16 protein-coding genes and 3 rRNA genes are annotated in these 24,713 nt (G+C 64.1%); 17 read left to right on the forward strand and 2 right to left on the reverse strand.

Annotated features, from left to right (window positions below; translation table 11 throughout):
* Positions 1–2 precede the first annotated feature (2 nt).
* The 3 genes from argH to ARTH_RS07635 all read left to right on the forward strand — a co-directional run bounded on the left by argH (position 3) and on the right by ARTH_RS07635 (position 2,894).
* Positions 3–1,442, forward strand: coding sequence for an argininosuccinate lyase (gene argH / locus ARTH_RS07625; protein WP_011691363.1), 1,440 nt, complete (start codon positions 3–5; stop codon positions 1,440–1,442).
* A 128-nt stretch (positions 1,443–1,570) separates the two neighbouring features.
* Positions 1,571–2,125: a pyridoxamine 5'-phosphate oxidase family protein gene (locus ARTH_RS07630; RefSeq protein ID WP_011691364.1), complete on the forward strand. Its 555-nt coding sequence runs from the start codon at positions 1,571–1,573 to the stop codon at positions 2,123–2,125.
* Positions 2,126–2,156: 31 nt separating this feature from the next.
* Positions 2,157–2,894, forward strand: a complete 738-nt coding sequence (locus ARTH_RS07635; RefSeq protein WP_043429624.1) for a maleylpyruvate isomerase family mycothiol-dependent enzyme — start codon at positions 2,157–2,159, stop codon at positions 2,892–2,894.
* A 14-nt stretch (positions 2,895–2,908) separates the two neighbouring features.
* Here the strand turns inward: ARTH_RS07635 and ARTH_RS07640 are convergent, their stop codons facing one another.
* Both ARTH_RS07640 and ARTH_RS07645 read right to left on the reverse strand, forming a co-directional pair.
* Complete coding sequence (locus tag ARTH_RS07640) at positions 2,909–3,403, reverse strand: methylated-DNA--[protein]-cysteine S-methyltransferase (protein ID WP_011691366.1); 495 nt, start codon at positions 3,401–3,403, stop codon at positions 2,909–2,911.
* Between the two features lie 45 nt (positions 3,404–3,448).
* Complete coding sequence (locus ARTH_RS07645) at positions 3,449–4,963, reverse strand: DNA-3-methyladenine glycosylase 2 family protein (protein WP_011691367.1); 1,515 nt, start codon at positions 4,961–4,963, stop codon at positions 3,449–3,451.
* Positions 4,964–5,054: 91 nt separating this feature from the next.
* Here ARTH_RS07645 and ARTH_RS07650 point away from each other — a divergent pair, with 91 nt between their 5' ends.
* The 14 genes from ARTH_RS07650 to recN all read left to right on the forward strand — a co-directional run bounded on the left by ARTH_RS07650 (position 5,055) and on the right by recN (position 24,654).
* Entirely contained in the window at positions 5,055–5,708 is a 654-nt protein-coding gene (locus ARTH_RS07650; RefSeq protein WP_011691368.1) for a DNA-3-methyladenine glycosylase, read from the forward strand.
* 91 nt (positions 5,709–5,799) lie between these two features.
* Positions 5,800–6,357 (forward strand): adenine phosphoribosyltransferase, encoded by a 558-nt coding sequence (locus ARTH_RS07655; protein ID WP_011691369.1) that lies wholly within the window; start codon positions 5,800–5,802, stop codon positions 6,355–6,357.
* A 105-nt stretch (positions 6,358–6,462) separates the two neighbouring features.
* Positions 6,463–7,440 carry an IS481-like element ISArsp1 family transposase gene (locus ARTH_RS07660; protein ID WP_011691370.1) on the forward strand — a complete coding sequence of 326 codons (978 nt, stop codon included), beginning with the start codon at positions 6,463–6,465 and terminating at the stop codon, positions 7,438–7,440.
* Positions 7,441–7,522: 82 nt separating this feature from the next.
* Positions 7,523–9,751: a HelD family protein gene (locus ARTH_RS07665; protein WP_011691371.1), complete on the forward strand. Its 2,229-nt coding sequence runs from the start codon at positions 7,523–7,525 to the stop codon at positions 9,749–9,751.
* Positions 9,752–9,851: 100 nt separating this feature from the next.
* A complete protein-coding gene (gene tyrS, locus ARTH_RS07670) occupies positions 9,852–11,165 on the forward strand; it encodes a tyrosine--tRNA ligase (RefSeq protein WP_011691372.1) in 1,314 nt (437 codons plus the stop codon).
* Positions 11,166–11,679: 514 nt separating this feature from the next.
* Positions 11,680–13,203: ribosomal RNA gene (locus ARTH_RS07675) — 16S ribosomal RNA — on the forward strand.
* A 518-nt stretch (positions 13,204–13,721) separates the two neighbouring features.
* A 23S ribosomal RNA gene (locus tag ARTH_RS07680) occupies positions 13,722–16,859 on the forward strand.
* Between the two features lie 221 nt (positions 16,860–17,080).
* Positions 17,081–17,197: ribosomal RNA gene (gene rrf, locus ARTH_RS07685) — 5S ribosomal RNA — on the forward strand.
* The 16S, 23S and 5S rRNA genes sit together here, the layout of an rRNA operon.
* A 598-nt stretch (positions 17,198–17,795) precedes the next feature.
* Positions 17,796–19,838: a hypothetical protein gene (locus ARTH_RS07690; protein WP_011691373.1), complete on the forward strand. Its 2,043-nt coding sequence runs from the start codon at positions 17,796–17,798 to the stop codon at positions 19,836–19,838.
* Positions 19,839–19,844: 6 nt separating this feature from the next.
* Positions 19,845–20,837, forward strand: coding sequence for an HAD-IIA family hydrolase (locus ARTH_RS07695; protein WP_011691374.1), 993 nt, complete (start codon positions 19,845–19,847; stop codon positions 20,835–20,837).
* Positions 20,838–20,859: 22 nt separating this feature from the next.
* Positions 20,860–21,060 (forward strand): hypothetical protein, encoded by a 201-nt coding sequence (locus ARTH_RS07700; protein ID WP_011691375.1) that lies wholly within the window; start codon positions 20,860–20,862, stop codon positions 21,058–21,060.
* Between the two features lie 2 nt (positions 21,061–21,062).
* Positions 21,063–21,875 (forward strand): TlyA family RNA methyltransferase, encoded by an 813-nt coding sequence (locus tag ARTH_RS07705; RefSeq protein WP_011691376.1) that lies wholly within the window; start codon positions 21,063–21,065, stop codon positions 21,873–21,875.
* Positions 21,876–21,888: 13 nt separating this feature from the next.
* Complete coding sequence (locus ARTH_RS07710; RefSeq protein WP_011691377.1) at positions 21,889–22,911, forward strand: NAD kinase; 1,023 nt, start codon at positions 21,889–21,891, stop codon at positions 22,909–22,911.
* Between the two features lie 3 nt (positions 22,912–22,914).
* Entirely contained in the window at positions 22,915–24,654 is a 1,740-nt protein-coding gene (gene recN / locus ARTH_RS07715) for a DNA repair protein RecN (RefSeq protein ID WP_011691378.1), read from the forward strand.
* The last annotated feature ends 59 nt before the right edge of the window (positions 24,655–24,713 follow it).

Below are 24,713 nucleotides of genomic sequence, written 5' to 3' on the forward strand. Positions count from 1 at the left end.
CTGTGGCTGAGTCCGTCGAAACCCCGAAGTCTGAAGCGACCAACACGGGCGCTCTGTGGGGCGGCCGGTTCGCCGGCGGCCCAGCCGACGCCCTTGCGGCGCTGAGCAAGTCCACGCACTTTGACTGGCGGCTGGCCCGTTACGACATTGCCGGGTCCAAGGCGCACGCCCGCGTGCTGCACAAGGCCGGCCTGCTGGACGACGCCGAGCTGGAGGGCATGCTGGACGCCCTGGACCGGCTGGATGCAGACGTTGCCTCCGGCGCCTATCTGCCCGCGGAGTCCGATGAGGACGTCCACGGTTCGCTGGAACGCGGACTGATCGAGCGGGCGGGCACCCAGCTCGGCGGCAAGCTGCGCGCGGGCCGGTCCCGCAACGACCAGGTGGCCACGCTGGGACGGATGTTCCTGCGTGACCATGCCCGGATCATCGCCCGCGGCGTGCTCGCCACGATCGATGCCCTTGTGGACCAGGCCAGGGCACACCAGGGCGTGGCTATGCCCGGACGCACGCACCTTCAGCACGCGCAGCCCGTCCTGCTCAGCCACCACCTGCTGGCCCATGCCTGGGCGCTGCTGCGCGACGTGCAGCGGCTGGCGGACTGGGACAAGCGTGCGGGCGTCTCGCCCTACGGCTCCGGCGCCCTTGCGGGCTCTTCCCTGGGCCTGGACCCGGAAGCCGTGGCCGCGGAGCTGGGCTTCTTCTCCGCGACCCACAACTCGATCGACGGCACCGCCTCGCGCGACGTCTTCGCCGAGTTCGCGTGGGTCACGGCCATGATCGGTGTGGACCTTTCGCGCGTGTCGGAGGAGGTCATCCTTTGGGCCACCAAGGAATTCTCCTTTGTCACCCTGCACGATTCGTACTCCACGGGTTCCTCGATCATGCCGCAGAAGAAGAACCCGGACGTTGCCGAACTGGCCCGCGGCAAAGCGGGACGCCTGATCGGCAACCTGACCGGGCTGCTGGCCACGCTCAAGGGCCTGCCGCTCGCGTACAACCGCGACCTGCAGGAGGATAAGGAGCCGGTCTTCGACGCCGCCGACACGCTGGAGGTCCTGCTTCCGGCCGTCTCCGGCATGATCGCCACGCTGAAGTTCAACACTGAACGGATGGAGTCGCTGGCACCCCAGGGCTTCGCGCTGGCCACGGACATCGCCGAATGGCTGGTCCGCCAAGGGGTTCCGTTCCGCGAGGCGCACGAACTCTCCGGCGCGGCCGTGAAGCAGGCGGAAAGCCGCGGCGTGGAACTCTGGGACCTGACGGACGAGGAATACGCCGCCATCTCGGAGCACCTGACGCCGGAGGTCCGCACGGTCCTGTCCACTGAAGGTTCGCTCAACAGCCGCAACTCCCAGGGCGGGACGGCACCTGCCGCCGTCGAGCGCCAGCTCATCGCGCTGGAAGCCGAGCTGGCCGGTGTGCGGGAGTACGCAGGCTAACAGCCGCACGCTCTCTCACTTGTTGCAACTATTTGGCCGACGCTCTCTCACTTTCCTCAAGAAAGTGAGAGAGCGTTGCCGATGGTCCCGCAATAACTGAGAGAGCGTTCTGCGTTTATGGTGGGTGCATGAGCGAATCCTTCCGCCAGTACCTTCGTGCCCTGCCGGACTTCCCCGACGACCTTCCGGATTTTGATCCGGCGGCGGCGCCGGCTGACCCGGCCCAGCTGTTCCGGCAATGGCTGGAAGAGGCGCTGGCCGCCGGAGAACCCCAGCCGCATGCGTGCAGCCTGGCTACGGTCGGGGCCGGCGCCCAGCCCTCGTCGCGGATGTTGATCCTTAAGGACATCGACGACGACGGCTGGCACATCGCGACGTCCCGCACCTCACGCAAGGGCAAGGAACTCGCGGCGACCCCAAAGGCGGCCCTGAATTTCTACTGGCCGCTGCAGGGCCGGCAGGTTCGCGTGGCAGGCGGCGTCGTGGAGCTGTCCGCAGAGGCCTCGGCAGCGGACTGGGCCGCCAGGCCGGCGGCGGATGGCAGCGGCAATCCGGACTGGCAGCTCTACGCCGTCCGGCCGCACGAGATCGAGTTCTGGCAGGCCCGGCACGACCGGCGCCACGTGCGCCATCGCTACGGTGCCGGTACTGACGGTCGCGATTCCGGCAGGGACCTGCGTTAAGGGCGATTAACTGTCCGCTACGATGGCGGGTATGACCGCAATCACACCGGACGCGCTGCTCGCCGAACTCCACAAAGCTGCCGACGTCGTTGCCTCCCAGGCCGGCAAACTCACCGAAGAAGACGTGACGGCCCCTTCCTTACTGCCGGGCTGGACCCGGGGCCACGTGCTTGCGCACCTGGCCGGCATTTCGAATGCCATGGCCCGGCAACTTGAGTTCGCCGGCCGCGGTGAGACAGTTGAACTTTATGACGGCGGCTTTGAAGGCCGCACCAAAGCCATCGAAATGTCCGCCGGGCACACCCTGGAGCAACACCGGGCGGATGTGGATTCTGCGCTGGAGCGCGCCCTTCGGGCCTTCAATTCATTGGATGCCGGCGGCTGGCAGGTGCCGATCTCCTACCGCGGGGGAGTGGTGCTGGACGGTGGCATGGCCCTATGGCGGGAGCTCGTGATCCATGCCTCGGACCTGAATACCGGACGTGGCCCGGAATCCTGGAGCCGGCCCTTCTGCGAGCACTTGTTCGATTTCCTGTCAGCGCGTGTGCCTGACGGGCAGCGGTTCGTTTTGCAGCCACTCGGCCTTCCGCCGGTGACCATCGGCACCGGCAACCGGTCCACCGTCATTAGCGGAATGCTGACGGACATCGCGGCCTGGCTGGCGGGGCGCGAGCCCTCGCTGGGCAGCCTGCGCGCGTCTGCTGCTGCCGACGATGTGGATCTTCCGGAACTCCTGCCGTGGCCCGCGGGCGTTCCAGCCAGCAAGTAGCGTTGCCGGCTCCGTCAGCCTTTCTCGCGTCCCAGCAGGCTTTCCTTGACGGCGAGCCCCCACCTGAATCCGCCCAGGGTGCCGTCCGTCCGCACCACGCGGTGGCACGGTACGAACAGGGCCGCCGCATTGAGGGCGCAGGCACTCGCCGCGGCCCGCACGGCCCTCGGGTTCCCGGAGAGCTCCGCGTATTCCGTGTAGGTCACGGGGCGTCCCGGGCTCACCGTCCGGAGGACATCCCAGGCGTGGCTGCGGAACGGCCCCGATTTCTGCAGGACCCGCACACGCATGGCAGGCTCCGGGTCGCCGGCATAGAAGGCAACCACGGCGTCCGAGATATCGCCAAGATCCAGGGCCGGGACTAATTCATCCGGCAGCAGTTCGGGATGGATCTGCCCGGTCAGCTCCGCAGCCTCCGCGGTCCAGCCAGACGCCAGGACGGCGCCGTCGCGGGCAATGATGGTGAACGGACCGTCCGGGGTGGACATGGTCAGCAATTGGGCTTTCATTTCTTCGCTTTCTTGGGTTAAATCTCCGGGATTAACTCTTCAGGGTTAACTCATCGAGGCGGCAGACTCGGCCTGCCGCCTCGGCCTGGCTTGAGGGCGCATGGCGGCAGCACGCCAGAGGTGCATAGTGGCGTAGGAACGCCAGGGGCTCACGTCCGTGAAGTCCGCGGGCTGCACGCCGGGCGGCCGTTCACCCGCCTGCGGGCCGGTGTCGAGGGCGAGGATGCCGTTGCGCACGGCGGCGTCATTGGCCAGGAACACATCCGGTGCACCGATCACGCGCATGGCAACGTACCCCACCGTCCAGGGTCCCACCCCGGGCAGCGGCAGGAGCTTGGACTGCAGGCCCGCCAGGTCGTCTCCGTAACCGAAGTCGAGGTTTCCGGCGGCCATGGCGCCGGCAGCGGCCCTTACCGAGTCGATCCGCCGCTGCGGACCGCGCAGCAGGCCGAATCCCGGGTCGGCGATCTGGGCCGCAGTGGGGAAGAGACGGTGCAGGCCGTCCGCCGGCACCAGGCTCTCGCTTCCGCAGGCGGAGAGCTGGGTGAGGGCGGTCCGGGCGGCCGCGACCGTGATCTGCTGGCCGATCATCGCCCTGATCAGCAACTCCTGCGGATCCACGGCCCCGGGCATCCGCATGCCCGGAAAGGCTTTGACCGCCGGTGCCAGCCGCGGATCGGCTTCCAGCGCGTTGTCGATGGCCACGGGGTCTGCGTCGAGGTCCAGGAGCCGCCGGACACGGCTCAGCAGCGACGGCAGGTCCCGTAGGTCCACGGCCCCGATGGTGAGAACCAGCGGCCGCCCCGGGGCGTCGGCGTCGTACTCAACGCTGAAGCGGGCATCAGCGTGCGGCAGCCGCAAGGTCCGCGCGTAGGAGGTGCCGGTGCCGGTCTCGATCCCGGGAATGGAGCGCACGGCGAGGAATTGGAAGATGCCCGGATCGAACGGTTCACGGTAGGGCAGGTTCAGCGTCAGAGCCGTCGTTGCAGTAGGCGTCCGGTGGTGGCGCGCGGTGCCCCGGAGGGCCGTCGGCGTCAGGTCGAAGACCTCGCCGATTGTCTCGTTGAACTGGCGGACGCTGCTGAATCCGGCCGCGAACGCCACGTCGGCGAGCTTCATCTGCGTGGACACCAGCAGCGTCCGGGCCGTCTGGGCCCTGCCTGCCCGTGCCAGCGACAGCGGACCGGCGCCGAGTTCGTGGGTGAGGATCCGGTTGAGCTGCCGCGAAGAGTAGCCGAGCCGCGACGCGAGCCCTTCTACGCCGTCGCGGTTGATGACGCCGTCGTTGATGAGCCGCATGGCCCGCCCCGCGATGTCTGAGCGGATGTTCCACGCCGGCGTTCCGGGCACGGCTTCGGGAAGGCAGCGCTTGCAGGCCCGGTACCCCGCGTCGTGGGCCGCAGCGGAGGTTTCGTAGAACGTGACGTTCTCCGCCTTGGGGGTCCGGGCCGGGCACGAGGGTCGGCAATAGATGCCTGTGGTCCGGACGGCTGTGTAGAACTGCCCGTCGAAACGGGGGTCGCGGGCATCGATTGCCCGGTACCGCTGCCAGAAGTCCATGGCTCCATCCTGTCAGCTCGGGGAACCGGGTGCTAGCGGAAATCGGACACGGCCGTGGGGCGGTAAGGCCGCTCTTTGTTAAAGTCGATGCATGAGCAGCAGTCCGCCGCGACCTGGCCACGAACATGCCGTGCGGGAGTTACTTTCCGGGGACGCCCGGCTCGTGGCGCCCCTGGTCCTTGGCGCCGTACTCACCCATGACAGTCCCGAGGGGGCGGTTTCCGTACGGATCACCGAGGTGGAGGCCTATCTTGGCCCGCACGACTCCCCGCACCCGGACCCCGGTTCCCACACCTTTCGCGGACAGACCGGCCGCAACAAGCCCATGTTCGGGCCCGCCGGGCACCTGTACGTCTACTTCACCTATGGCATGCATTATTGCGCCAACATCGTGTGCGGACCTCCCGGAACGGCGTCGGCCCTGCTGCTGCGGGGCGGGGAAATCGTGGCCGGCGAAGACGTGGCACGTACCCGGCGCCCGACGTCGAAATCCTCCAAAGACCTGGCCAGCGGACCCGCCAGGCTGGCCACTGCACTGGGACTGACGACGGCGGACAGCGGGCGGGACGCGCTCGGTGAACCGTTCAGGCTGGAGTTGCCCGTGGCGCGGGCACGCGACATCAGCACCGGGCCGCGGGTGGGGGTTTCGGGCGCCGGCGGTAGCCACGCCTATCCGTGGCGGTACTGGCTGACCGGCGATCCCACGGTCTCCCGCTACAAGGCCGCGAAGGCCCGTCCGGCTTAGGCGCCGCCGCTGCGGCCCAGGCGTGGCCGCTCGGGCCAGGCTTCGGCGCCAGGATCGTGAAGAATGGCCGCCACCGGCATAGGGTGGATGCGTGAATCAAAGCGAGCCGGGCCAAACCAGAAGAAGCGTTCCCGTGGACCAGCTGATCAACAGCCTGTGCGCCACGGTGCCGGACTATCCCAAGCCCGGAATCATCTTCAAGGACCTGACGCCGGTCTTCGCCAACGGTGCCGCCCTCCGTGCGGTGGTGGACGCACTGGTCGAGCCGTTCAAAGGACAATTCGACGCCGTGGCCGGGGTGGAAGCCCGAGGCTTCCTGCTGGCAGCCGCTGCTGCCTATGCCACCGACACTGGGGTGATCACGGTGCGAAAAGCCGGAAAACTCCCACGCAAGGTGATCTCGGAAGACTATGCGCTGGAATACGGGACGGCAACGCTGGAATTGCACACCGCGGATCTGCCAGCCGGGAGCCGTGTGCTGATTCTCGACGACGTCCTGGCCACGGGCGGTACGCTCGGCGCCGCCGCCCGGCTGTTTGAACGCTGCGGCGTCCATGTGGCCGGTGTGGGCGTGGTTATGGAACTTGGTGAACTGCGCGGACGCTCGGCACTCACCGGCCACCGGGTCCGCTCACTCCTCCGGCTCTAGGTGTAATTCCCACGGAGGTTGTGAACAGCGTGGCGTGATGTAAAAAGCGAGAGCCTCCGGTATCGATTTGGGTTACCACACTCATCTCGACGCCAGGAGGCTCTCGTGTCCTACGTTACTCATGCCAACGCCGACCTGACACCCAAAGCCAGGGGAAAGCTCGCCCGGCTGGTCATCGAGCAGGGCTGGACTCTACGCCGGGCCGCGGAACGGTTCCAGTGCTCACCGGCCACCGCGAAGAAATGGGTGGACCGGTACCGGGCCCGTGGCGAGGACGGCATGGCTGACTTGTCCTCGCGGCCGCGTCGAAGCCCGAACCGCACTGATGTCCGCACCGAACGGCGGATTCTGGCGCTGCGTTTCACCCGCCGGTGGGGTCCTCACCGGATCGCAGCCCACCTGCACCTTGCCCGCTCGACCGTGGGAAAGGTCCTGACCCGGTACCGGATGCCCCGGCTGGCCTGCCTGGACCAAGGCACCGGCCTGCCCATCCGCAAGCCGGCACCCCAACGCTACGAACACGACCATCCCGGGGACCTGGTACACGTGGACATCAAGAAACTCGGACGCATCCCAGACGGCGGCGGGCACCGCGCCCTGGGACGGGCGGCAGGCCGTAAGAACCGCCGGGCCGGGACCGGCTACGCCTACCTGCACCACGCCGTGGATGACCATTCCCGCCTGGCCTACTCCGAAATACTCACCGACGAAAAGAAGGAAACCGCCACAGCGTTCTGGTTCCGCGCCGCATCGTTCTTCGCCGCCCACGGCATCACTGTCAGAGCCGTGCTCACCGATAACGGCGCTTGCTACCGCTCCAGAGCCTTCACAGCCGCCCTGGGCCCGAACATCAAGCACCGCAGGACTCGGCCCTACCGGCCACAGACCAATGGCAAGGTAGAACGCTTCAACCGGACCCTCAACACGGAATGGGCCTACGCCCGGCCCTACACATCAGAAGCCGAGCGAGCAGCCACCTACCCCGGTTGGCTACATCAGTACAATCATCACAGAACTCATACCGGCATCGGAGGAAAAACTCCCATCAGCCGCGTTCACAACCTCCGTGGGAATTACATCTAGGGCTCACTGAAATGTTTCAGACGCGTTCATCAAAATGGTTGTAGAATGGACGGTCTGTCTTTTGCGATAGGGGAAAGTCTCGATGCTCGACGCTGATTTGGCCCATGAACGGGACTATGTTGCCGGACTGTATGCCCGCCTTGATGAGCTGCGCGAGGAAAAGCGCACTCAACTTGCCCAGGTCCGCCGTGCCGGTGCCGTGGGAACCATGCAAAATGTTTCCGAACGGGATGCCTTTGCGGCGCTCTATGAGGACCGCCTGGCACAGCTGGATGCTGTGGACGACCGGCTTGTTTTCGGCCGCCTGGACCTGGACTCGGGGGAGGCACAGTACATCGGCCGTATCGGTCTGACGACTGATGACCTCCAGCGGCTCATGGTCGACTGGCGCGCGCCCGAGGCCGGGCACTTCTACCAGGCCACTGCCTTCGACCGCCAGGGCGTGCGCCGCCGGCGCCACCTGATTCTGCAGGGCCGCGAGGTCAAGGCCATAGAAGACGACGTCCTCGACGCCGACATGCTGGCCGACAACGAGTCCCTGCAGGGGGAGGGCGCGCTGCTGGCCGCCCTGAACTCCAAGCGGACCGGACGCATGTCGGACATCGTGGGCACCATCCAGTCGGAGCAGGACCGGATCATCCGCTCGTCCATCTCCGGCGCCGTCGTCGTCCAGGGCGGCCCCGGTACAGGCAAGACGGCGGTTGCGCTGCACCGCGCAGCGTACCTCCTCTACACCCACCGTGACCGGCTGAAGACCGCCGGTGTGCTCCTGGTGGGTCCGTCGTCGTCGTTCATGAAATACATTGAGCGCGTCCTGCCGTCACTCGGCGAGACAGGCGTGGTCATGGCAAGTGTCGGCCGGCTGATGCCCGGCATCAACGCTGTGCCCGAACAGGAAGCGGACGTCGCTGCCGTCAAGGGCAGGCTGGATATGGCCGAGGTGGTTGCCAACGCCGTTTCCAACCGGCAGCGCATTCCGGCTGAGAACCGGATCCTTGAAGTTGACGGCCGCAAGCTGGTCCTGACTCCCCGACAGGTGCGGCGGGCCCGGGAAAAAGCCCGTGCCACCCACAAGCCGCACAACGAGGCGCGCCTGACGTTCGTGAAGATCCTGCTCCGTGAGCTCACCGAGCAGATGACCGAGCTCGTCGAGGCCGGCAGCATCGGCAACAATGCCGACCGTTCGTACCTCGCCGAGGACGTCCGCACTGCACGCGATGTCCGGATTGCACTCAATCTGTGCTGGATGCCGATGACCCCGGAGAAGCTCATCTCCGAGCTGTTCAGCAAGCCGGCCATCCTGGAGGCCTGCACGCCCCACCTGACAGATGCTGAACGAGCTCTCCTCAGCCGCCCGGCCGACAGCCCCTGGACCGAAGCCGACGTGCCGTTGCTGGATGAAGCGGCCGAATTGCTGGGTGAGCTTGATCCCGCCGCCGGCCGCGGACTGGCACAGCAGGAGCACGACCGTGCCCGGGATATCGCCAACGCCAAGCAGACCCTGGTAAACATGGAAACCGCCGGGGTGGACGTGCTGATGACGGCCGAGGAACTCGTCGACCAGAACCAGGAGCGGGAAGCGCGGCTCACCGCGGCGGAGCGGGCCACCAGCGACCGCACGTGGGCCTTCGGGCACATCGTCGTCGATGAGGCGCAGGAGCTGTCGCCCATGCAGTGGCGGCTCCTGGTGCGGCGTTGCCCGCTGAAGTCGTTCACGATCGTGGGCGACATCGCCCAGACGAGTTCCGTTGCGGGGGCCAAGTCCTGGCAGAGCGCGCTGGAGCCGATGTTCGGCGACCGCTGGCAGCTCGAGGAGCTCACCGTCAACTACCGCACGCCATCCCAGATCGCGGAGGCGGCGGCACGGATGGCCACCGCCGCCGGTCTGGTGATCTCTGCTCCCAAGGCCGTCCGCGAAGGCCGCTGGTCGCCGATCATTGACCGGGTGGAGGACGGGGCTATCGTCAGCAGGCTCGTTGAGGTCCTTCCGGATGAGCTGGACGCGCTCGACGGCGGCCTGCTTGCGGTGATTGCCGACGGCGAACTGCTGCCGCAGGCCACTTCTGCCCTGCGCGCTGCCTACGGCCGCCGCGTCGGTACCGGGGCCGGCAGTTACGAGCAGGACATTGTGGTTATCAGCCCGCGGGAGGCCAAGGGCCTGGAATTCGATGGCGTGGTGGTGCTGGAGCCGTCGATGATGCTCAACCATGAACACGGACGCGTCGGCGACCTCTACGTTGCCATGACCCGGCCAACCCAGCGGCTGCGGCTGATCGCGGCCGCCCCGGTGCCGGCAGGCATCGAACGCTGAACCCCGGAGGCGGGAGGACCGGATTGTCCCGGACTCCCGCCACCCCGGAGGCGCTGTCACGCAGCGCTGTGGCCCGGGCAATCCTGCTAACTTAGATCACGTGTCCCAACTAAATGATCTCGAGTCCCAGCAGAACGATCCGACCTTTGCCAACATCTGGCAAGAGCTCAACTGGCGCGGCCTGGTCCACGTATCCACTGATGAAGTGGAACTGGAAAAGCTGCTCGCCGGGGACCCGATCACCTATTACTGCGGGTTCGATCCAACCGCACCCAGCCTGCACCTGGGCAACCTCGTGCAATTGCTCCTGATGCGCCGCCTTCAGCTCGCCGGCCACAAGCCGCTGGGCCTGGTTGGCGGATCCACCGGCCTGATCGGTGATCCGAGGCCGACGGCGGAGCGCACCTTGAACACCAAGGACACCGTTTCTGAGTGGGTCGGTTACCTTCAGGCCCAAGTGCGCCGCTTCCTGAGCTTTGACGGCGACAACGCCGCCAGGATGGTCAATAACCTCGACTGGACTGCCCCGCTTAGCGCCATTGATTTCCTTCGCGAAATCGGCAAGCACTTCCGGGTCGGCACCATGCTCCGCAAGGATGCCGTTGCCTCCCGTCTCAGTTCGGATGAGGGCATCAGTTACACCGAGTTCAGCTACCAGATCCTGCAGGGCATGGACTACCTCCAGCTCTTCCGTGACTACGGCTGTGTCCTGGAGACCGGTGGCTCGGACCAGTGGGGCAACCTCACCAGCGGTACCGAACTTATCCGCAAGGTGGAGGGTAAGCACGTGCATGCGCTTGGTACGCCGCTCATCACCAACTCGGACGGCACCAAGTTCGGAAAGAGCGAGGGCAACGCCATCTGGCTTGATCCGGAGATGTGCAGCCCCTACGCCTTCTACCAGTTCTGGCTCAACACCGCTGATGCCGACGTTGCCGCGCGGCTGAAGGTGTTCACCTTCCTGACCCGGGCAGAGATAGAAGCCCTGGAGGTTTCCATCGCCGAGCGCCCCTTCGCCCGCGAAGGCCAGCGCCGGCTGGCGTTCGAAGTGACCTCGCTGGTCCACGGCGTGGAGGCTACGGAGAAGGTCATCGCCGCCTCGGCGGCACTTTTCGGCGGAGGCGATCTCGCGGCGCTGGACGAGCAAACCCTCTCGGCCGCGACCGCCGAACTCCCCTCGGTGCGCGTTGACCCGGACGGGACGGGCATTGTGGATCTGCTCGTGGCCTCGGGGCTCGCGGACAGCAAGTCGGCCGCCCGCCGGACGGTCGGCGAAGGCGGCGCCTACGTCAACAACACCAAGGTCACCGATCCGGATGCAGTCATTCCGGGCAGCGAACTCCTGCACGGGCGTTACCTGCTCCTGCGCCGCGGGAAGAAAAACCTGGCAACCGTGGAAGTGGCAGCTTCCTAGGAACGGGCGCACCCAAGAAGTCATTTACACGCTCCTTTCCGGCCGATTTGCGCGGCCGGGGAGGAGCGTGTAATGTTTTCTGAGTCGCCGCCGCTGAGTGGTGACAAACCCCCTACAAATGAGAAGCAATTCTTCATGCGCAAGGCGCAGATATGAAAAATTGCTTCGCATTTTGCTGGGCGGATTCGATCCACCAAGTGAATTCCGGGAGAATAACCGGATTTGCAAAGTGGAAATGAATGAAATAAGCTAGAAACATCGCAGCGAAGAAATGATAACAAAGAATTCACTGGAATTCAAATAATTGTTTGAAAAGTATTCGGGTGTGTCTGTTGTTTGAGAACTCAATAGTGTGCCAAGTTTGTTGATACCAATTTATTTTATGGATTGGTTGAATTGACTGGATTATGCCACCCCGTGGTGTGGTCTGGTTTTTACAGCTGGTTTCAAATTTTGTGCAGCCGCTTTCTTCCGTTTTCCCGGGGGTGGTGGTTGTGTCTGTTTTTGTTTTACTTCAACGGAGAGTTTGATCCTGGCTCAGGATGAACGCTGGCGGCGTGCTTAACACATGCAAGTCGAACGATGATCCCAGCTTGCTGGGGGATTAGTGGCGAACGGGTGAGTAACACGTGAGTAACCTGCCCTTAACTCTGGGATAAGCCTGGGAAACTGGGTCTAATACCGGATATGACTCCTCATCGCATGGTGGGGGGTGGAAAGCTTTTTGTGGTTTTGGATGGACTCGCGGCCTATCAGCTTGTTGGTGAGGTAATGGCTCACCAAGGCGACGACGGGTAGCCGGCCTGAGAGGGTGACCGGCCACACTGGGACTGAGACACGGCCCAGACTCCTACGGGAGGCAGCAGTGGGGAATATTGCACAATGGGCGAAAGCCTGATGCAGCGACGCCGCGTGAGGGATGACGGCCTTCGGGTTGTAAACCTCTTTCAGTAGGGAAGAAGCGAAAGTGACGGTACCTGCAGAAGAAGCGCCGGCTAACTACGTGCCAGCAGCCGCGGTAATACGTAGGGCGCAAGCGTTATCCGGAATTATTGGGCGTAAAGAGCTCGTAGGCGGTTTGTCGCGTCTGCCGTGAAAGTCCGGGGCTCAACTCCGGATCTGCGGTGGGTACGGGCAGACTAGAGTGATGTAGGGGAGACTGGAATTCCTGGTGTAGCGGTGAAATGCGCAGATATCAGGAGGAACACCGATGGCGAAGGCAGGTCTCTGGGCATTAACTGACGCTGAGGAGCGAAAGCATGGGGAGCGAACAGGATTAGATACCCTGGTAGTCCATGCCGTAAACGTTGGGCACTAGGTGTGGGGGACATTCCACGTTTTCCGCGCCGTAGCTAACGCATTAAGTGCCCCGCCTGGGGAGTACGGCCGCAAGGCTAAAACTCAAAGGAATTGACGGGGGCCCGCACAAGCGGCGGAGCATGCGGATTAATTCGATGCAACGCGAAGAACCTTACCAAGGCTTGACATGGGCCGGACCGGGCTGGAAACAGTCCTTCCCCTTTGGGGCCGGTTCACAGGTGGTGCATGGTTGTCGTCAGCTCGTGTCGTGAGATGTTGGGTTAAGTCCCGCAACGAGCGCAACCCTCGTTCCATGTTGCCAGCGCGTAATGGCGGGGACTCATGGGAGACTGCCGGGGTCAACTCGGAGGAAGGTGGGGACGACGTCAAATCATCATGCCCCTTATGTCTTGGGCTTCACGCATGCTACAATGGCCGGTACAAAGGGTTGCGATACTGTGAGGTGGAGCTAATCCCAAAAAGCCGGTCTCAGTTCGGATTGGGGTCTGCAACTCGACCCCATGAAGTCGGAGTCGCTAGTAATCGCAGATCAGCAACGCTGCGGTGAATACGTTCCCGGGCCTTGTACACACCGCCCGTCAAGTCACGAAAGTTGGTAACACCCGAAGCCGGTGGCCTAACCCCTTGTGGGAGGGAGCTGTCGAAGGTGGGACTGGCGATTGGGACTAAGTCGTAACAAGGTAGCCGTACCGGAAGGTGCGGCTGGATCACCTCCTTTCTAAGGAGCACCTACAACAACCCTGCCGGGCGTGATGCCTGTGTGGTGGTGTTGTCAGGAGTACGCCCGTTGCGCAGACGTAAGTTCTGCGGCGGGTGCTCACGGGTGGAATATCAGCAAATAGCGGCCGGTGGTTCTTTTTCCTGACTTAGTACGGATGTTCTTCACGTGTGGAGGGTGTCCTGGAAGGGTTCGGGGGGAGGGGTTCCGGTTTAGTGTTTGGCACACTGTTGGGTCCTGAGGCAACAGGGCCATGGCGTGGCCGGGTTTCCTTTGCGGGGGATGCGGTTGTGGTGTGGGTTTGTTTGTTTCTGGTTTCCTGGCTGCACCGATCATGCATGTTTGTGTGTGTGGGGTGTGTGGTACGGGGTTGTTGTTTGAGAACTACATAGTGGACGCGAGCATCTTTTATAAGAAGCAATTTCCAAGAATATGAACCTGGATCTGTTGTTCTGTCTTTCGGGATGGAGCGGTGGTTTCTGTGGTTCTCTCGAAAATTAGCGTTTTTGATCTTTTGTGGTCAAGTTTTTAAGAGCACACGGTGGATGCCTTGGCATTAGGAGCCGAAGAAGGACGTAGGAATCTGCGATAAGCCTGGGGGAGTCGATAACCGGACTGTGATCCCAGGGTGTCCGAATGGGGAAACCCCGCCAGGGACGCGAGTTGCCTGGTGACCCGCATCTGAACACATAGGGTGCGTGGAGGGAACGCGGGGAAGTGAAACATCTCAGTACCCGCAGGAAGAGAAAACAATAGTGATTCCGTTAGTAGTGGCGAGCGAACGCGGATCAGGCTAAACCGTTCCATGTGTGATAGCCGGCGGGCGTTGCATGGTCGGGGTTGTGGGACTTTCCGTATCAGTTCTGCCGGACTGGTGAGGTGTGATGTGCAGGCATAGGTGAACGGTCTTGAAAGGCCGGCCAGAGAGGGTGTGAGCCCCGTAACCGTAATGTTGTGTACCGCCTGGAGAGTATCCCAAGTAGCACGGGGCCCGAGAAATCCCGTGTGAATCTGTCAGGACCACCTGATAAGCCTAAATACTCCCTAATGACCGATAGCGGACCAGTACCGTGAGGGAAAGGTGAAAAGTACCCCGGGAGGGGAGTGAAACAGTACCTGAAACCGTGTGCTTACAATCCGTCGGAGCCAGTCTGATTCTGGTGACGGCGTGCCTTTTGAAGAATGAGCCTGCGAGTTAGTGTTACGTCGCGAGGTTAACCCGTGTGGGGAAGCCGTAGCGAAAGCGAGTCTGAATAGGGCGTTGCAGTGGCGTGATCTAGACCCGAAGCGAAGTGATCTACCCATGGCCAGGTTGAAGCGACGGTAAGACGTCGTGGAGGACCGAACCCACTTCAGTTGAAAATGGAGGGGATGAGCTGTGGGTAGGGGTGAAAGGCCAATCAAACTTCGTGATAGCTGGTTCTCCCCGAAATGCATTTAGGTGCAGCGTTGCGTGTTTCTTACCGGAGGTAGAGCTACTGGATGGCTAATGGGCCCTACAAGGTTACTGACGTCAGCCAAACTCCGAATGCCGGTAAGTGAGAGCGCAGCAGTGAGACTGTGGGGGATAAGCTTCATAGTCGAGAGGGAAACAGCCCAGACCACCAACTAAGGCCCCTAAGCGTGTGCTAAGTGGGAAAGGATGTGGAGTTGCGAAGACAACCAGGAGGTTGGCTTAGAAGCAGCCATCCTTAAAAGAGTGCGTAATAGCTCACTGGTCAAGTGATTCCGCGCCGACAATGTAGCGGGGCTCAAGTACACCGCCGAAGTTGTGGCATTCACATTTTATCCAAGCCGCCTCCTTTGTGGGGTTGGTTCAGGAGTGTGGATGGGTAGGGGAGCGTCGTGTGGGCAGTGAAGTCGCGGTGTAAACCAGCGGTGGAGCCTACACGAGTGAGAATGCAGGCATGAGTAGCGAAAGACGGGTGAGAAACCCGTCCGCCGAATGATCAAGGGTTCCAGGGTCAAGCTAATCTGCCCTGGGTAAGTCGGGACCTAAGGCGAGGCCGACAGGCGTAGTCGATGGACAACGGGTTGATATTCCCGTACCGGCGAAAAACCGCCCATGCTGAACAGGGGATACTAACCGCCCGAGACCTGCCCGATCACCCTTGTGGTGTGAGGGTTTTGGTGGAGCGCGGGACCTGATCCTGGGAGGTAAGCGTATTAACAGGTGTGACGCAGGAAGGTAGCCGAGCCGGGCGATGGTTGTCCCGGTCCAAGGATGTAGGGCGAACGGTAGGCAAATCCGCCGTTCATGATGCCTGAGACCTGACGGGACCCCTTTAGGGGGGGATTCGGTGATCCTATGCTGCCTAGAAAAGCATCGACGCGAGGTTTTAGCCGCCCGTACCCCAAACCGACACAGGTGATCAGGTAGAGAATACTAAGGCGATCGAGAGAATTATGGTTAAGGAACTCGGCAAAATGCCCCCGTAACTTCGGGAGAAGGGGGGCCCCAACCTTGATGGACACTTGCTGTCCGGAGGGGATCGGGGCCGCAGAGACCAGGGGGAAGCGACTGTTTACTAAAAACACAGGTCCGTGCGAAGTCGCAAGACGATGTATACGGACTGACTCCTGCCCGGTGCTGGAAGGTTAAGAGGACCGGTTAGCCGCAAGGCGAAGCTGAGAATTTAAGCCCCAGTAAACGGCGGTGGTAACTATAACCATCCTAAGGTAGCGAAATTCCTTGTCGGGTAAGTTCCGACCTGCACGAATGGAGTAACGACTTCCCCGCTGTCTCAACCATAAACTCGGCGAAATTGCAGTACGAGTAAAGATGCTCGTTACGCGCAGCAGGACGGAAAGACCCCGAGACCTTTACTATAGTTTGGTATTGGTGTTCGGAGTGGCTTGTGTAGGATAGGTGGGAGACGTTGAAGCCCGGACGCCAGTTCGGGTGGAGTCATCGTTGAAATACCACTCTGGTCACTTTGGACATCTAACTTCGGCCCGTAATCCGGGTCAGGGACAGTGCCTGATGGGTAGTTTAACTGGGGCGGTTGCCTCCTAAAAAGTAACGGAGGCGCCCAAAGGTTCCCTCAGCCTGGTTGGCAATCAGGTGTCGAGTGTAAGTGCACAAGGGAGCTTGACTGTGAGAGAGACATCTCGAGCAGGGACGAAAGTCGGGACTAGTGATCCGGCGGTACATTGTGGAATGGCCGTCGCTCAACGGATAAAAGGTACCTCGGGGATAACAGGCTGATCTTGCCCAAGAGTCCATATCGACGGCATGGTTTGGCACCTCGATGTCGGCTCGTCGCATCCTGGGGCTGGAGTAGGTCCCAAGGGTTGGGCTGTTCGCCCATTAAAGCGGTACGCGAGCTGGGTTTAGAACGTCGTGAGACAGTTCGGTCCCTATCCGCTGCGCGCGCAGGAAATTTGAGAAGGGCTGTCCTTAGTACGAGAGGACCGGGACGGACGAACCTCTGGTGTGTCAGTTGTACTGCCAAGTGCACCGCTGATTAGCTACGTTCGGATGGGATAACCGCTGAAAGCATCTAAGCGGGAAGCTCGCTTCGAGATGAGATTTCCATACACCTTGTGTGTGAGAGGCCCCCAGCCAGACCACTGGGTTGATAGGCCGGATGTGGAAGCGAGGACTAACGACTCGTGAAGCTGACCGGTACTAATAGGCCGATAACTTACACCACACACCCTTTTCGTGAACGGATTCAAAAGACGTTCACACCAGGAAAGGGTACAAAGAAAAACAAGACTGCTTGCGTCCACTATGTGGTTCCCAAACAACAAACCCGTTGCTTGAGGAACAAAACACAACAACATAACAACACCACACCTGCCCTGAGCGGCAGGAGCATGTTGTAACCACTAATTTTCCCAACCCCCGCACCGGGGGTCCGGGTAGAAGGGTTACGGCGGTCATAGCGTGGGGGAAACGCCCGGTCCCATTCCGAACCCGGAAGCTAAGACCCACAGCGCCGATGGTACTGCACCCGGGAGGGTGTGGGAGAGTAGGTCACCGCCGGAACATCATTCAGGTCGAGAGCCCCAACCAGGCAACTGGTCGGGGCTCTCCCACGTTAACCACCAAAACCCCTTTGCCGGCCGCTCCCGCACTGCCGCCCCCTGGGACGCTCTCTCACATCCAGCCCCCCTTCCGGCCCACGCTCCCTCATTACCTGCCGTGTTGCTATCCCCCCTGCGGCACCCGGGCCTGACACCCGGCCCTGGCACGTGGGCCACACACCGCCGTCGAACCCCGCCACAACCGAGAGAGCCTCCCCAGGGGGAGTGCCAAAGGTGAGAGAGCGTCCGCAAACAACCCGCCGCAACTGAGAGAGCGTCGCCAAGGGAGGCCGGCTGTCCCTGGATTTGGCCTGAGCAGCTACTGGGAGCGAAGCCCTGACCGGGCCAGATGCTGACACAGGAACCACGTCCATGTGAGGCTTGCCACGAGAGCAGGCTTCGGGGCTGGGGCAGTTAGTTGGTGAGCGGTGACTCGCCTAGAATTGCAAGAGATGTACGGACTTGGAAGCGCTTTATTTCGGGTTGCGTAGGATAACGAAACACGGATAAGAGCGGCTGCGATTGCGCCAGTGGTCGGCTCACAACAGGAGGAATCCAACATGGCTGAGCACAACGGCGGAAATCGAAACGGTAAGGACCGCGGCAGCTACGGAAGTGGCCGGCCTTCGGGCGGAGGACCGTTCCGCGCCTCGAATAATTCAGGCGGCGATCCCCGTGGATTCCGTGCAAAGGACGATCGCAGTGACCGTCCGCCGCGTGAGGGTGGGGAGCGCCGCAGCTTCGGTGCTGGCGACCGCGATCGTAAGCCCTTTGGCGCCGGCGGCGGCGACCGTGACCGTAAGCCGTTCGGTGACCGCCCGTCCCGTGAGGGCGGGGAGCGCCGCAGCTTCGGCGCCGGTGGAGCTGGCGACCGCGATCGTAAGCCCTTTGGCGCCGGCGGCGGCGACCGTGACCGTAAGCCGTTCGGTGACCGCCCGTCCCGTGAGGGTGGGGAGCGCCGCAGCTTCGGCGCCGGTGGAGCCGGCGACCGTGACCGTAAGCCCTTCGGCGCCGGTGGAGCCGGCGACCGCGATCGTAAGCCCTTTGGCGCCGGCAGCGGCGACCGCGATCGTAAGTCGTTCGGTGACCGCCCGTCCCGTGAGGGTGGGGAGCGCCGCAGCTTCGGCGCCGGTGGAGCCGGCGACCGCGATCGTAAGCCCTTTGGCGCCGGCAGCGGCGACCGCGATCGTAAGCCGTTCGGTGACCGCCCGTCCCGTGAGGGTGGGGAGCGCCGCAGCTTCGGCGCCGGTGGAGCCGGCGACCGTGACCGTAAGCCCTTCGGCGCCGGTAGCGGCGACCGTGACCGTAAGCCTTTTGGTGATCGGCCGTCCCGTGAGGGTGGGGAGCGTCGCAGCTTCGGTGGTGGCGCCGGCGCCGACCGTAAACCCTACAGCGATCGCCCGCGCCGCGAAGGCGACGGCGAACGTCGCAGCTTCGGCGGCGGGGACAACCGCAAGCCGTTCGGTGACCGCCAGGAACGGGCGCCCCGCAGCTTTGACCGTGGCGATTCAGGCCCCCGTGACTTCGGACGCGACCGCCCCGAGGACCGTCCCGCACGCGTACCGAACGCCCGCGACCTGCGCAGCGCCAACCGTCCGGATCGTGAGCGCTCTCCCGAGATCGACGAAGATGTCACGGGCCAGGAACTGGACCGCGCGACCAAGCACGAGATCAAAACCCTCGAGCCCAAGAGCGCAGAGTGGGTTGCACGCCACCTGGTGATGGCAGGCCGCCTCATCGACGAAGAACCGGAGCTCGCCTTCCAGCATGCCCTGGCGGCCAGCCGCCGCGGCGGACGTCTCTCCGCAGTGCGCGAGGCTGTAGGCCTGACCGCCTACGCCGCAGGCCACTACGGTGAAGCCCTGCGCGAGTTCCGCACCTACCGCCGGATTAGCGGCTCCAACGTGCACCTGCCGGTCATGGCCGACTGCGAACGCGGACTGGGACGGCCGGATCGTGCCCTTGACGTGGCGCGCTCCGAGGAAGCCAACGACCTCGACGCACCCGGCAAAGTTGAACTGGCCATCGTTGCCGCAGGCGCGCGCACCGACCTGGGCCAGCTGGACGCCGCCGTGGCCGAACTGGAAATTGCCCAGTTGGACATCAACCGCGCCTTCTCCTACAGCCCTCGCCTCTTCCGCGCCTACGGTGACGCCCTCGCGGCAGTAGGACGGACCGAGGAAGCAGCGAAGTGGCAGCGCCAGGCCGTTGTTGCTGAAAACGCCCTGGGCCTCGGCGAGGACGAGGAACCTGACATCATCGACCTCGGCTGGGACGAGGAAGAAGAAGCCCGTGAAGAGGAAGCAAGGCGCCGCCTGCTCGCGCAGCAGCAGGCTGCCAGTGCGCCTGCCCCGTCGCCGGGTGTACGTGACGACAGCCAGTCGGCCCTCGTCGAGGCTGCCGCTTCGGACGCTGCTGCCCTGGACGAAGGCTCCGACGACGCTGAAGCGGATTACTTTGAATCCGACGACGCTGAATCCGACGAGGACTCAGTTGAGCAGGACGAACTCGAAGAGGGCACAAGCGGAGACGGCACCACCGAGGACGCCGTCCATGACGCCGGCGATGCGGACATCGCACAGTCGGACCGCGAAAGGGAATAACTGCGCATGAGCGGTGCTTCATTGATTTCCCGGTTCGACGCCCTGCTGTCCGATCTCGACGGGGTTGTCTATGCCGGTCCTCACGCCATCCCGGGCGCCGTTGAGGCGCTCCGCCAACTGGCGGGAATCGACGTCGGACTTGGGTACGTGACCAATAACGCCTCCCGGACTCCCGCGCAGGTGGCGGCGCACCTGCGCGAGCTTGGCGCGCCTGCCGAAGACGCGCAGGTGGTCAGTTCCTCGCAGGCTGCCGGCGAGCTGCTGGCGGGACTTCTTCCGGCGGGGGCGCGGGTCCTGGTGACCGGAAGCCCGGCGCTGGCGCATGAGGTGGAGCTGGTGGGGCTGACACCCGTTCACAGCGCCAAGGAAAAGCCGGTGGCGGTGGTCCAAGGATTCAATCCCGAGATCGGTTGGAAGGACCTCGCTGAGGCTTCGTACGTTATCGCCGGCGGCGCCCTGTGGGTTGCCACCAACACGGACATGTCCATCCCGCAGGCCCGCGGCATGGCTCCTGGCAACGGAACCCTGGTGGCTGCCGTAGCTGCGGCCACCGGACAGCAGCCCCTGGTGGCCGGGAAGCCCGAGGCTCCGTTGTTCCGCACCGCCGCCAAGCGGCTCACCTCCGAACGGCCGCTCGTCGTGGGCGACCGGCTGGACACCGACATCCTCGGCGGGAACAACGCCGGGTTTGCCACGGTGGCAGTGCTCACCGGCGTCGACACCCGGGAATCCATCCTCGCCGCCCGCACGGCCGAGCGGCCGGACTTCCTCATCAATGACCTCAGCGATCTGTACCGCCCGTACCCCGCTGTGGAAGAGCACGACGGCGGCACGTTCCGTTGCGGTTCGGCCTCCGCCGTCGTGCGCGGAGAGTCGGTCCACATCAGCGGAATCCCGGGAGACCTCGACTCGTGGCGGGCAGCCTGTTCGGCGTGGTGGACGGCCAATCCGCAGGCAGACGCTGCCCTGGCCCCTGCCATCGAGTGGCTGACGGACTAAACCGGATCACTAGACTGGAAACATGACCGAGCTGAACAACTTCCCGGAAGCCGGCCGCAGCATGAGCCCGGTCGGTGACGCGTCAGTCGACGCTGCGCTGGACCGTTTGGCTGACATCGAAGGGCTTCCGGTTGCCGGGCACGCCGAGGCCTACGCGGCACTTCACGATGCCCTGCTGGATGCGCTCAACGACGATGACCCGTCCGCTGCGGGTGACGCCTGAGGATGGCCAGGCTTGACCAGATGCTCGTCGCCCGGGGGCTGGCGAGATCCCGCACCCACGCCGCGCGCCTGATTGCCGAAGGCAAAGTCAGCTCGGAGGGCACCGTTCTCGCGAAAGCCTCCGCCCAGGTGGATGACCTGACGCCCCTGGACGTTGCTGATGACGGGCAGGACACGTACGTCAGCAGGGCAGGCCACAAACTGGCCGGGGCGCTGGAAGCTTTTCCGGAAGTCATTGCGGAAGGCAAACGCTGCCTGGACGCCGGCGCTTCCACCGGCGGCTTCACCGAGGTCCTGCTCAGGCGCGGCGCGGATCATGTGGTGGCTGTCGACGTCGGACACGGCCAGCTGGTGCCCCAGCTCCGGGACGACCCCCGCGTGTCGGTGCACGAAGGCCTCAACGTTCGTTACATGACGCCGGAAGAGATCGGCGGCCCGGCCGCGCTGACGGTCGCCGACCTGTCGTTCATTTCGCTGACCCTGGTGTTGGAGCCGCTGGCGGCGTGCACGGAGCCCGGCGGCGACCTGGTCCTGATGGTCAAGCCGCAGTTCGAGATCGGCAAGGACCGGCTGGGCCGCACCGGTGTGGTGAATTCCGGGCGTGAACGCCGGATGGCGGTGGAAAAAGTCGCCCAGGCAGCGCTCGACGCGGGGCTCGAACTTCGCGGCCTCGCGGCAAGCCCCTTGCCCGGCCAGGACGGAAACGTCGAATACTTCCTGTGGATAAAGCGCAGGATCACCTCAGACTTGCCTAAGATCGAAGAGCGGGACGCAGCCGTTGCTGCGTTGCTCGGAACAATCTGGCCGAACAACTAGAAAGCGGAACCCGATGAGCAGGCGTGTACTGGTCCTTGCCCACACCGGCCGCGAGGAATCACTGAAGGCTGCCTGGGAGGCGTGCATCCAGCTGCACGCCTCAGGCATTGTTCCGGTGATGCAAAAATCCGAACTTAAAGACATGGAAGGGTTTTTCGGCCGGCTCGAAGACCCCGTTGAGATCCTTCACGACCACATCCAGCTCCCCGACGTCGAGCTGGTCATGGTCCTCGGCGGGGACGGCACCATCCTCCGCGCCGCCGAACTCGTCCGGGAAGTGGACGTGCCGCTCCTGGGGGTCAACCTGGGCCATGTGGGCTTCCTTGCCGAGAGCGAGCGGGCAGACCTTGCGCAGACCGTCGAATGGATCGCCAGCCGCGACTATACGGTGGAAGAACGGATGACCATCGATGTCCAGGTCTGGGTCCGCGGACAAAAGATCTGGCATACCTGGGCGCTCAACGAGGCCGCCATCGAGAAAGGCAACCGGGAACGGATGCTCGAGGTGGTCACGGAAGTCGACGAGCGTCCGCTGACGTCGTTCGGTTGCGACGGCGTGGTGATGGCCACCCCCACCGGTTCGACGGCCTATGCCTTCTCGGCCGGCGGTCCGGTGGTGTGGCCGGAGGTGGAAGCACTGGTGATCGTCCCCATCAGTGCCCACGCGCTCTTCGCCAAACCGCTGGTGGTCTCTCCCCGGTCCCGGCTGGCCGTGGAGGTCCTGAACCGGACCGACGCCCAGGGTGTGCTGTGGTGCGACGGACGCCGGTCCGTGGACCTGCCGCCGGGCGCCCGCGTGGAAGTGACCCGATCGGCCACGCCGGTGCGGCTCGCGCGGACACACCAGACACCGTTCTCGGCGAGGCTGGTCCGTAAGTTCCAGCTTCCCATCCACGGCTGGCGCGGTCCCATGCCCCTGGCCGAGTCCGTCCACACCGGGCCCGTACCCGTCATCCGTACACCCCGGCCCATGGCACCGCCTCCGGGTGCCCGGCACGCCGGGACGTCCGAGACTGATCCGACGACTGCGAAGTGAATCATGCTTGAAGAACTGAGAATCCGCGACCTCGGCGTCATCACCGACGCAACCCTTCCGCTTGGCCCGGGCCTTAGCGTGGTGACCGGCGAAACGGGTGCCGGTAAGACCATGGTGGTCACCGCCGTCGGCCTCCTGCTGGGTGCCCGCTCGGATGCGGGTGCCGTGCGGAGCGGTGCGAAGAGCGCCTCGGCGGAAGCCGTCCTCAAACTGGACGCCGGGCACGCAGCCGTCTTACGCGCCTTGGAGGCGGGCGCCGAGGTGGAGGAGTTCGACGGCGGCGCTGAGCTAATCCTTGCCCGCCGCCTGGGTGCGGATGGACGAAGCCGTGCCTACCTTGGCGGCCGCGCCGCCCCTGTAGGGGTCCTGGCGGAGATCGGCGAAAGCCTGGTGGTGGTCCATGGCCAGTCGGACCAAATCAGGCTGAAGGGGGCGCTTGCCCAGCGCGGCGCCCTGGACAAGTTTGCCGGCGACACCCTGGCCGGCCCGCTGGGTACATACCAGGCCCTGTACAGCCACTGGAAAGCCAGCCAGGCGGAGCTGGACGCGCTGCGGGGCGCGGCTCGTGACAGGTTGCGGGAAGCAGAGTCGCTGGAGATCGCACTGGCAGAAATCGATGAGGTGGACCCGCAGCCGGGTGAGGACGAATCACTTAAGGCGGAGGCCGTGAAACTGGCCAACGTCGAAGAACTCAGGATTGCGGCAAACACCGCCCACCAGGCGCTTATCGCGGAAGACTACGGTGACGAGGGCGACGCCACCACGTTGGTGGATGCGGCGAAACGGACACTGGAACATGTGGCCGAGCACGATGCCGAACTCGGCGCGGCAGCCGCACGCCTGGCCGAGGTCGGCTTCCTGCTGAACGACATCGCCACGGAACTGGCGAGCTACCAGGCCGGGCTGGATTCAGAGGGGCCGGAGCGGCTCGCGGAAATCGAGGACCGGCGGGCTGCGCTGGCCAAACTGGTCCGCAAGTATGCCCCCAGCATCGACGAGGTCCTGATGTGGGCGGAGAACGCCCGCGTACGGTTCGACGAACTGCAGGACGACTCCACCCGGATCGAGGCGCTGGAAGCGGAAGTCGCCCGGACCGAGGCGGAGCTGAAGAAGCAGGCCACCGCGATCAGCAAGGTCCGGGGCAAGGCCGCCAAAGATCTCTCTGCACGCGTCAGCGCCGAACTGAAGGCGCTGGCCATGGCCGACGCGACCCTGGTAATCACCATCGAGCCCGCCGCCCAGCTGATGCCGTACGGGGCGGACGAGATCTCGTTCCTGCTCCAGCCCCACTCCGGTGCGCCCGCCCGTCCGCTGGGCAAGGGCGCCTCCGGAGGTGAGCTTTCCCGCGTGATGCTGGCCATCGAGGTGGTGCTCGCCGCAGTGGATCCGGTGCCCACCTTCGTGTTCGACGAAGTGGACGCCGGAGTGGGCGGGAGGGCCGCCGTCGAGATCGGCCGCCGGCTGGCCATGCTGGCGCAGCATGTGCAGGTCCTGGTGGTCACGCACCTTCCCCAGGTTGCCGCGTTCGCGGACCAGCACATCACCGTCACCAAAACATCGGTCAGAGGCGCCGACGGCGGCACCGCCACCGGGTTCACGTCCAGCGACGTGCGTCTCCTCGACGGCCCGGAAAGGGTCAAGGAGCTGGCACGAATGCTTGCCGGGCAGGAAGACTCCGAAACAGCCCAGGCCCACGCCCAGGAGCTGCTGGACGACGCCAAGCTGCTGCCGCTGCGGGCCTGAACGGCACTGCGAGAACCGTCACACCGGCCGGGCCGCCGCCCGCGGTTTGCAGCTAAAAC

It is taken from the genome of Arthrobacter sp. FB24, assembly GCF_000196235.1.
In the GTDB taxonomy this organism is placed as follows: Bacteria; Actinomycetota; Actinomycetes; order Actinomycetales; family Micrococcaceae; genus Arthrobacter.